The organism is Liquorilactobacillus ghanensis DSM 18630, assembly GCF_001435235.1.
In the GTDB taxonomy this organism is placed as follows: Bacteria; Bacillota; Bacilli; order Lactobacillales; family Lactobacillaceae; genus Liquorilactobacillus; species Liquorilactobacillus ghanensis.
The window spans coordinates 55,226-63,113 of sequence record NZ_AZGB01000029.1; the positions used below are offsets into that span (position 1 = coordinate 55,226).

Annotated in this window: 7 protein-coding genes and 1 tRNA gene; 7 read left to right on the forward strand and 1 reads right to left on the reverse strand. The window is 38.9% G+C overall.

The window, feature by feature from the left end; all coding sequences use genetic code 11:
- Positions 1-7 precede the first annotated feature (7 nt).
- The 3 genes from purN to purD are packed head-to-tail and all read left to right on the forward strand — an operon-like array spanning position 8 to position 3,423.
- The gene (gene purN / locus FC89_RS11655) at positions 8-595 is read left to right on the forward strand and encodes a phosphoribosylglycinamide formyltransferase (RefSeq protein ID WP_057872708.1); all 588 of its coding nucleotides are present in this window, start codon (positions 8-10) and stop codon (positions 593-595) included.
- On the forward strand, positions 592-2,133 hold the full coding sequence (gene purH, locus FC89_RS11660) for a bifunctional phosphoribosylaminoimidazolecarboxamide formyltransferase/IMP cyclohydrolase (RefSeq protein ID WP_057872709.1): 1,542 nt from the start codon (positions 592-594) through the stop codon (positions 2,131-2,133). The genes purN and purH overlap by 4 nt, the downstream gene beginning before the upstream one ends.
- Before the next feature lie 15 nt (positions 2,134-2,148).
- Positions 2,149-3,423, forward strand: a complete 1,275-nt coding sequence (purD, locus tag FC89_RS11665; RefSeq protein ID WP_057872710.1) for a phosphoribosylamine--glycine ligase — start codon at positions 2,149-2,151, stop codon at positions 3,421-3,423.
- Between the two features lie 110 nt (positions 3,424-3,533).
- Here purD and FC89_RS11670 read toward each other — a convergent pair whose 3' ends face one another.
- Positions 3,534-4,718: an aminotransferase-like domain-containing protein gene (locus FC89_RS11670; RefSeq protein WP_057872711.1), complete on the reverse strand. Its 1,185-nt coding sequence runs from the start codon at positions 4,716-4,718 to the stop codon at positions 3,534-3,536.
- Between the two features lie 124 nt (positions 4,719-4,842).
- Here FC89_RS11670 and FC89_RS11675 point away from each other — a divergent pair, with 124 nt between their 5' ends.
- The 4 genes from FC89_RS11675 to FC89_RS11690 all read left to right on the forward strand — a co-directional run bounded on the left by FC89_RS11675 (position 4,843) and on the right by FC89_RS11690 (position 7,644).
- Positions 4,843-5,730, forward strand: coding sequence for a LysR family transcriptional regulator (locus FC89_RS11675; RefSeq protein ID WP_057872712.1), 888 nt, complete (start codon positions 4,843-4,845; stop codon positions 5,728-5,730).
- Positions 5,731-5,861: 131 nt separating this feature from the next.
- The gene (locus FC89_RS11680; protein ID WP_057872713.1) at positions 5,862-7,247 is read left to right on the forward strand and encodes an MATE family efflux transporter; all 1,386 of its coding nucleotides are present in this window, start codon (positions 5,862-5,864) and stop codon (positions 7,245-7,247) included.
- A 71-nt stretch (positions 7,248-7,318) separates the two neighbouring features.
- A complete protein-coding gene (locus FC89_RS11685; RefSeq protein WP_057872714.1) occupies positions 7,319-7,525 on the forward strand; it encodes a hypothetical protein in 207 nt (68 codons plus the stop codon).
- A 48-nt stretch (positions 7,526-7,573) separates the two neighbouring features.
- Positions 7,574-7,644, forward strand: a tRNA-Gly gene (locus FC89_RS11690).
- Positions 7,645-7,888 lie beyond the last annotated feature (244 nt).

Consider the following 7,888-nt stretch of genomic DNA (forward strand, 5'->3'; position numbering starts at 1 on the left):
CGCAATTATGAGGGTAGCAATTTTTGCTTCCGGTAATGGAACTAATTTTGAAATTCTAGCTCAGCAATTTCTACGTAAACAAATTCCCGGGCAGCTGGTGCTGTTGTTTTGCGATCATCCCAAAGCACCAGTAATTGAGCGCGCCCAGTGTTTAGGAATTAACTGGGAGTCATTTACCGTAAAAGAGTGCGGTGACAAGGCAGCTTATGAACAGCGGATTAGTCAGTTACTGACAGCACAAAAAATTGATTTTATTGTTTTAGCAGGTTATTTACGGGTAATTGGCAATGGAATTCTTGATCAGTATCCGCAGCGGATTATCAATTTACATCCGGCTTATCTGCCCGAATATCCAGGGCTGCATTCGATTGAACGCGCTTTGGCAGATGGCAGGAAACAAACTGGGGTGACGATTCACTATGTTGATGCCGGTTTAGATTCAGGACCGATCATTACACAGCAGCGGGTACCGATTTTACCGACTGATACCTTGGAGTCACTTGAGACCCGTGTTCATGCTTGTGAACACCAGCTATATCCGCAGGTAGTCAAGCAATTATTGACAGTATTTGAAAAAAAGGAGAAAAATCAATGAGAAGAGCTTTATTGAGCGTTTCCGACAAATCTAACCTGATTCCTTTCGCAAAAAAGTTGAGTGAACATCAATTTGAAATTATTTCAACTGGTGGGACACGCCAAGTATTGCTTGATGCAGGAATTAAAACGATTTCGGTTGAAGATGTAACCGGCTTTCCAGAAATTTTGGATGGACGGGTCAAAACGCTAAATCCATTTATTCATGGAGGCTTATTAGGGCGGCGTGAATTACCGGAACATCAACGAGTAATGAAAAAACTGGGCATTCATCCAATTGATCTAATTTGTGTCAATTTATATCCCTTTAAGCAAACTATTCTTAAACCGAATGTTACTTTAGCGGATGCAATTGAAAATATTGATATTGGCGGTCCCAGCATGTTGCGCAGTGCTGCTAAAAACTACCGTGATGTAACTGTAGTGGTTGACAGTGCTGATTATCAAATAATCAGTGATCAGCTTGATCAGCAAGATAAAGTTGACTTGAAAACGCGGGCACAATTAGCTGCTAAAGCTTTTCGCCATACTGCAGCTTATGATGCATTAATTGCAAACTATCTCTCGCAACAGGTTGGTGTTGAAGCGCCAGAAAAATTAACGTTGACTTATGAATTAGAAGAAACGATGCGTTATGGGGAGAACAGTCATCAAAAGGCTTGGTTTTATCGGGATGCTCTACCGAAAAAGCAATATTCAATTACCAATGCTAAACAGCTGCATGGCAAAAAGTTATCTTATAATAACATTAAAGATGCTGATGCAGCCTTACGGATCGCTCGTGAATTTTCACGGCCAACAGTAGTGGCGTTAAAGCATATGAATCCTTGCGGAATCGGTCAGGCGGAAAAATTAGAAACAGCGTGGGATCGGGCTTATGAAGCCGATTCAATTTCAATTTTCGGCGGTGTTATTGTTTTAAATCGCAAAGTTGATTTGGCAACAGCTACTAAGATGCATAAATTGTTTTTGGAAATTATTATTGCGCCTGATTTTGAGCCAGCAGCGTATGATATTTTGGCTAAAAAGAAAAATTTGCGAATTTTGCAGTTGGATTTTGCAGCTAAAGATGAACCAGCGAACAAAGAGACAGTTTCAATCATGGGTGGTTTATTAATGCAAGAACAAGATACACTGACAGAAGATCCACAAGATTGGCAAGTTGTGACCAAAACAGCGCCAACACCAACGCAATTGGATAATTTATTATTTGCTTGGAAAGCTGTTAAACACACTAAAAGTAACGCAATTGTGGTTGCTAATGGCCAGCAGACACTGGGAATCGGTGCAGGTCAGCCTAATCGAATTGATTCAACTAAGATTGCCATTAAACATGCAGCAGGCAAAATCGATGATCAGGCAGTTTTAGCTAGTGATGCTTTCTTCCCGATGGATGATTGTGTTGAATATGCAGCCAAACATGGAATTAAAGCAATTGTTCAGCCGGGCGGCAGCATTCGCGATCAAGACTCAATTACCATGGCAGATAAGTATGGAATTGCAATGGTTACGACGGGCATCAGACATTTCCGGCATTAATTAGGGGGCAATTTAATGAGTAAGACAGGTTTGAAAATTTTGGTAATCGGTTCTGGGGGAAGAGAGTATGCAATTTGCCGCAAGCTTTTAACAAGTCCGCTGGTTAGTGAAGTTTTTTGTGCACCTGGAAATCCGGGAATGCAAGCTACTGGAATTCAAGCAGTTGCCATTGATGAGCTTGACTTTTCAAAATTAATCGAATTTGCAGTAACAAAACAAATTAGTTGGACTTTTGTTGGTCCGGAAGACGCCTTAGTGGCAGGAATCGTGGATCGCTTTCAAGCAGCAGGATTGAAAATTTTTGGTCCAACTGCCAAAGCTGCTCAGCTGGAAGGTTCAAAAAAATTTGCTTTAGAGTTTATGCAGCGTTACCAAGTGCCAACAGCAGCATATCAGGCATATTCACAACCGGCAGCTGCATTAGCTGGCTTAGCAGCGTTTAAATTACCGGTAGTAGTTAAAGCTGACGGTTTAGCAGCTGGAAAGGGAGTAACGGTTGCACTGACTCGAACAGCAGCTGTAGCAGCAATTAAGCAATTATTTGCTCAAGGGCAGCACGAGGTTGTGTTGGAAGAGTATTTAAGCGGTGCAGAATATTCTCTTTTTGCAGTTGTCGGTAAAGATAATTATCAGCTGTTACCAATGGCGCAAGATCATAAGCGAGCCTATGATGGTGATCAGGGACCTAATACAGGTGGAATGGGTGCTTATAGTCCCTTGCCACAGTTAAGCGAACGACTTTATCAGCGAATTGTAGCAGAAGTTGTTGAACCTAGTATTAAAGGCTTGCGACAAGAAAAATTTGCTTATCGCGGGATTCTTTATATCGGCTTGATTGCAACGGCAACAGGTCCTAAAGTAATTGAATATAATGTTCGTTTAGGTGATCCCGAGACGCAAGTTGTTTTACCGCGGATAAAAAGTGATTTTGCACAATTGATTACCGATTGTCTTGCTGAACGGCAATTAGCACCAGTCAGCGTAAGCAATCAAGCTTGTTTAGCAGTCGTGATTGCTGCTAAAGGTTATCCACAAGCGCCGCAAACAGGCCAATTGTTACCTGAACTGGCCGAGCAGGCTGATGTTAAAATCGATTTTGCAAATGTTACTGGTAATTCACCAACTACTTTACGAGCCGCTGGCGGGCGACTGGCAGCAGTCGTTGCTCAAGCGGATACCCTAATATCTGCTCAGACGGCTGTTTATCATTATCTTGCCCAAAAGCAATTATCTAACTGCTTTTATCGGCACGATATTGGCACTAAAGCGACACATCAGATTTTTAATTAGCCTAAAAAGGCAGCTGGAACAACTATCTGTTAAATAGTTATTCCAGCTGCCTTTTAAAATAGTTTAAATAGCTTTTTTATTGTTAATGAAAATGTTAAACTAATATTGATTTAATTTTGCACGGTAAGAAGTGCTGTTCGCATTAAATTTCCTAATTCTTGGCAACCGTACTGGATCTCGTCTAAACTGACACCGGTAAAGTTTAAGCGTAGATGGTTTTCTTCATGTGAGTTGACAAACATACTACTTCCGGGTAAAAAAGTTACTTTTTTGCTGAGTTGGAGTAGTTTTTGGGCATCTAAACCAGCTGGCAGAGTTACCCAGACGAAGAAGCCACCTTGTGGTTTTGAAAAATGACATTCATCTGGCAAATATTTTTGCAGACAAGCTAGCATAGTAGCTAATTTTTGCTGGTAGCTGCGTCGTAACTGCTGAATATGATCAGTTAAACTATTGTCAGTTAAGTATTGATCAATTGCTTCGAGGACAACGTTAGGTGATTGACAATCAAATGCTAAGCGCAAGTTTGCTAAGTCATTGATGATTGATCGTTTGGCAATTACCCAACCAGTACGCAAAGCAGGCGATAAAATTTTAGAAAAGCTGCCAATTAAAGCAACGTTGCCAGTTTTATCAAATGCTTTGATTGGTGGCATAGCTTGTCCAGCATAGCGTAATTCACGGTAAGGATCATCTTCGATAACCAATGCATTGTAGTCAGCAGCTAATTGAGCCAAACGCTTGCGCTTAGCGATACTCATACAATAACCGGTTGGATTTTGAAAATTTGGAATAGTGTAGATCAATTTAATTTGGTTAGTCTGTAATTGTTCTTCTAAAACGTCCAGATTCATCCCATCTGCTTCCATTGGAATTTCATAATAGGTTGGTTGATATTCATTAAAAGCGGCAATCGCGCCGACATAAGTAGGTCCTTCAACAGCTAACCCATCTCCTGCATTAAGAAAAAGGCTTGCTAGTAATTTAATAGCCTGCTGGCCGCCTTGGGTAAACATAATTTGCTCAGTTGAACATTCAATTTGTAAGCTTTGTGCGTAATTTGCTAGTTTTTGCCGCAAGTTAAGATCACCAAGTACGGAACGATATTGAAACAAGTCAGGAGCAGCTGTTGTCAATCGTTTTTGAAAAGCTTTTTGAAGTTCTTTTTTAGGAAAAAGGGCAGCATCGGGATAACCGCCGGAAAATGAAATAGTGTTAGCTTGATCACTTAATGAAAATAAATCAGCTAAACCGGACGATTTTTGAGAGTTACGAAATGCATTTTTTGGCAACATAATTAAGCTCCTCCTCGTATTGTTGTGCTTGATATTAGTGTAGCTTAGTTTTATAATTAAGTAAAATTCATTTTATTCATTCTAAAGTGAATTGAATTCACTTTAGAAACAGGGGGAGTTTCAAATGTCAACTTTTGCGTATGAAGTTTTTAGCGAGGTAGCAAAGCAGAAAACTTTTTTTGCAGCTGCAAATCAACTGAACGTGACACCGTCAGCAATCAGTCATTCAATTTCGAATTTGGAAAAAGAATTGGGTTTTTCTTTATTTATTCGAAATCGAACAGGTGTTAAATTAACGCCGGACGGTGAAAAGATTTTACCAGTAATTCAAGACATTTTGAATGCAGAGGCAAAATTAGCTGAAGAGTCCGCAAGAATCAATGGTTTAAATCAAGGAAGAATTCGCATTGGAGCATTCAGTAGTGTCTGCATTAATTGGCTGCCAGATATTATTCGTGAGTTTAAAAAAAGTTATCCGGAAATTGAACTTTCAGTCTCACAAGGCAACTTTAATGCGGTTGCAGAGCAAGTTCGGATTGGAACATTGGATATCGGCTTTAGTGCGTTACCCATCAAAGAAAAGCTGGAAGTTATTCCGCTGCATCGTGATCCAATTTATTGTGTTGCACCTGAAAAATTTAAACCGGCAGAAAGTCGCACTGTAACAGCTGATGATATTCGCGGTAAAAATTTTATTTTGCAGCAGATCGATTATGATCGTGACACGAAAAAAGCTTTGGATACTTATGATGTTTCGCTGAATTCGATTGATTACAGTATTGATGATGCTTCAATTATTGCAATGGTTGAAAGTGGCTTGGGCTTGGGTATTTTACCGGAACTGGCTTTACAAAAATTATCCGGTAATGTAACTTTCTATCCTTTTAAGGAACATTTTTATCGAACGATTTGTTTAGTAACTCATACAGAGGCCAAACAAACGCCATCAACCAAAGCATTTATTAAAGCAATTCAAGATTATTTACAAAGCAGATACGGTCAGGAATGGTAATTAACAATTAAATATAGTATAAATTAAAAAAGTTCTTAAGAAGGTATTGCAATTCATAAATTATGTGCTATGATTTAAAAACATGATTTTTGCAAGCCTTTTTTCTGTGTCAAATTTTTAGGAGGATCGTAGTGAAAGAACTGACCAAAGGAAGTCCAATCAAACTGATTTTAATGTTTACTTTTCCATTATTGATTGGAAACTTGTTTCAACAATTTTATAGCATTTCAGATACTTTAATCGTCGGGCAAACACTGGGAGTCAAATCCTTAGCAGCTGTTGGTTCAACGGGAAGTATTCAGTTTTTGATTATTGGATTTGCGCAAGGATTGACGGCAGGGCTATCAATTTTAACTGCGCAGTATTTTGGTGCACATAATTATAAAAAAGTTAAACAGAGTTTTGCAGTTAATATTGTAATTTGTACGGTAATGACTATTGTTTTAACAGCTTTGAGTCTGTTTTTTGTTAAAAACATCTTGCAATTAATGAAAACTCCAGCCGCAATTGCAGCTGATGCGCAAACTTTTATTTCCATTATCTTTGCTGGAATTTTTTCATCGATGGCATTTAACTTGCTTTCGAATATTATTCGGGCTTTGGGAGATAGTCGCACACCATTGTATTTTTTAATTATTGCAGCTTTGTTAAATATCGTATTGGAATTATTATTTATCTTGGTTTTTAAAATGGGAGTTGCTGGTGCCGGTTACGCCACCGTAATTGCACAAGTTTTTTCAGTGGTTTTGTGTGTTTGGTATATTATTCGACGAATTCCTTTATTGCAAGTAACAAAGCAGGATTTTCAAGCAATTACCTGGAGAGAAATCGGTCGTCATCTTTATATCGGTTTGCCAATGGCGTTTCAGACTTCAATTATTGCGATTGGCTCAATTATGATTCAGTCGGCATTGAATGGCTTAGGAACAACCGCTGTAGCGGCGACAACTGCTGCCAGCAAAATTGATCAATTAGCAATTCAGCCAATGATGTCGTTTGGTATTGGGATGGCAACCTTTACTGCACAAAATTATGGAGCTCATTTATATAATCGAATTTTACAGGGAGTTAAACAGTGCCTGTTTGTTTCAATTCTATTTAGTTTTGCAGCGGGTTTTTCAGTCATCTTTTTTGGTCAGGCAATGGTTTCACTGTTCGTTGGCAGTTCCGCTACTAAAGTGCTGCAATTGGCACAGGTCTACTTTAATGTTAATGGTTCATTTTACTTTGTACTGGCAACGTTATTTATTTTACGCTATACTTTGCAAGGTCTCGGTCAAAGTATTGTCCCGACATTGGCTGGTATAGCTGAATTGACCATGCGCAGTTTGGCGGCTTTACTATTAGCTACTTCATGGGGATATATTGGAACTTGTTTTGCTAATCCTTTAGCTTGGTTTGGCTCTTGTTCAGTATTATTGTTTTCTTATTTTAAAGCGATTAAAATGCTGCGAGCTCAAAGTCGGCAGGCGCAGGAAAAACAAGTTGCCAAAAAAGTTCCTTGTTTAGAAGAATAATGAGTTTTTTGATTGTTAAGTCAACCTTTTAGGTGTAAAATCATACAATAATTAGTTGAGGGTGGTTTTTAATGAGTAATGAGTTTAAAATCGGTGAAAAAGTAAAGTGCAAGAAATTTGGTGCTTTAAACCATGACTTTACTGGGAATATTGAGAAGATTTATGAAAATTCAGCGTTAGTTTCGATTCTAGAACATGAAAAAGAAGATGAAATTGCGGTTAATGATTTTCATAAGCGAGTAATCGTCCGACTGAAGAATATGAAAAAAATCAGTTAAAAAGCGGCTGACACATGGAATTTTTTATGCTATACTATAATTTGTCTTGCGGGTGTAGTTTAGTGGTAAAATTCCAGCTTCCCAAGCTGATGTCGCGAGTTCGATTCTCGTCACCCGCTTAACCGTAGAAAAGAAGTAAAATGGTAGTTGATTGGTAGCGAGTCCATGATGGTGCAAGATGGATGATTGGCCCATTTGAAGCGTGTTTCTACGAAAAATTGATATTTTTGAGTGGATCGCCGATCAAAAAGAGTGGTACCGCGGGTAATTCTCGTCTCTTACATGTAGATGTAAGAGACTTTTTTTATTATTGTCTTTAGACCTAGTTGAGCTCGTGTGCGTGCGAAACAAAAAACCACCTGC

Coding starts and splice junctions, on each gene's coding strand:
- purN (WP_057872708.1), top strand. CDS start 8: ATGAGGGTAGCAATTTTTGCTTCCGGTAATGGAACTAATTTTGAAATT.
- purH (WP_057872709.1), top strand. CDS start 592: ATGAGAAGAGCTTTATTGAGCGTTTCCGACAAATCTAACCTGATTCCT.
- purD (WP_057872710.1), top strand. CDS start 2,149: ATGAGTAAGACAGGTTTGAAAATTTTGGTAATCGGTTCTGGGGGAAGA.
- FC89_RS11670 (WP_057872711.1), bottom strand. CDS start 4,718: ATGTTGCCAAAAAATGCATTTCGTAACTCTCAAAAATCGTCCGGTTTA.
- FC89_RS11675 (WP_057872712.1), top strand. CDS start 4,843: ATGTCAACTTTTGCGTATGAAGTTTTTAGCGAGGTAGCAAAGCAGAAA.
- FC89_RS11685 (WP_057872714.1), top strand. CDS start 7,319: ATGAGTAATGAGTTTAAAATCGGTGAAAAAGTAAAGTGCAAGAAATTT.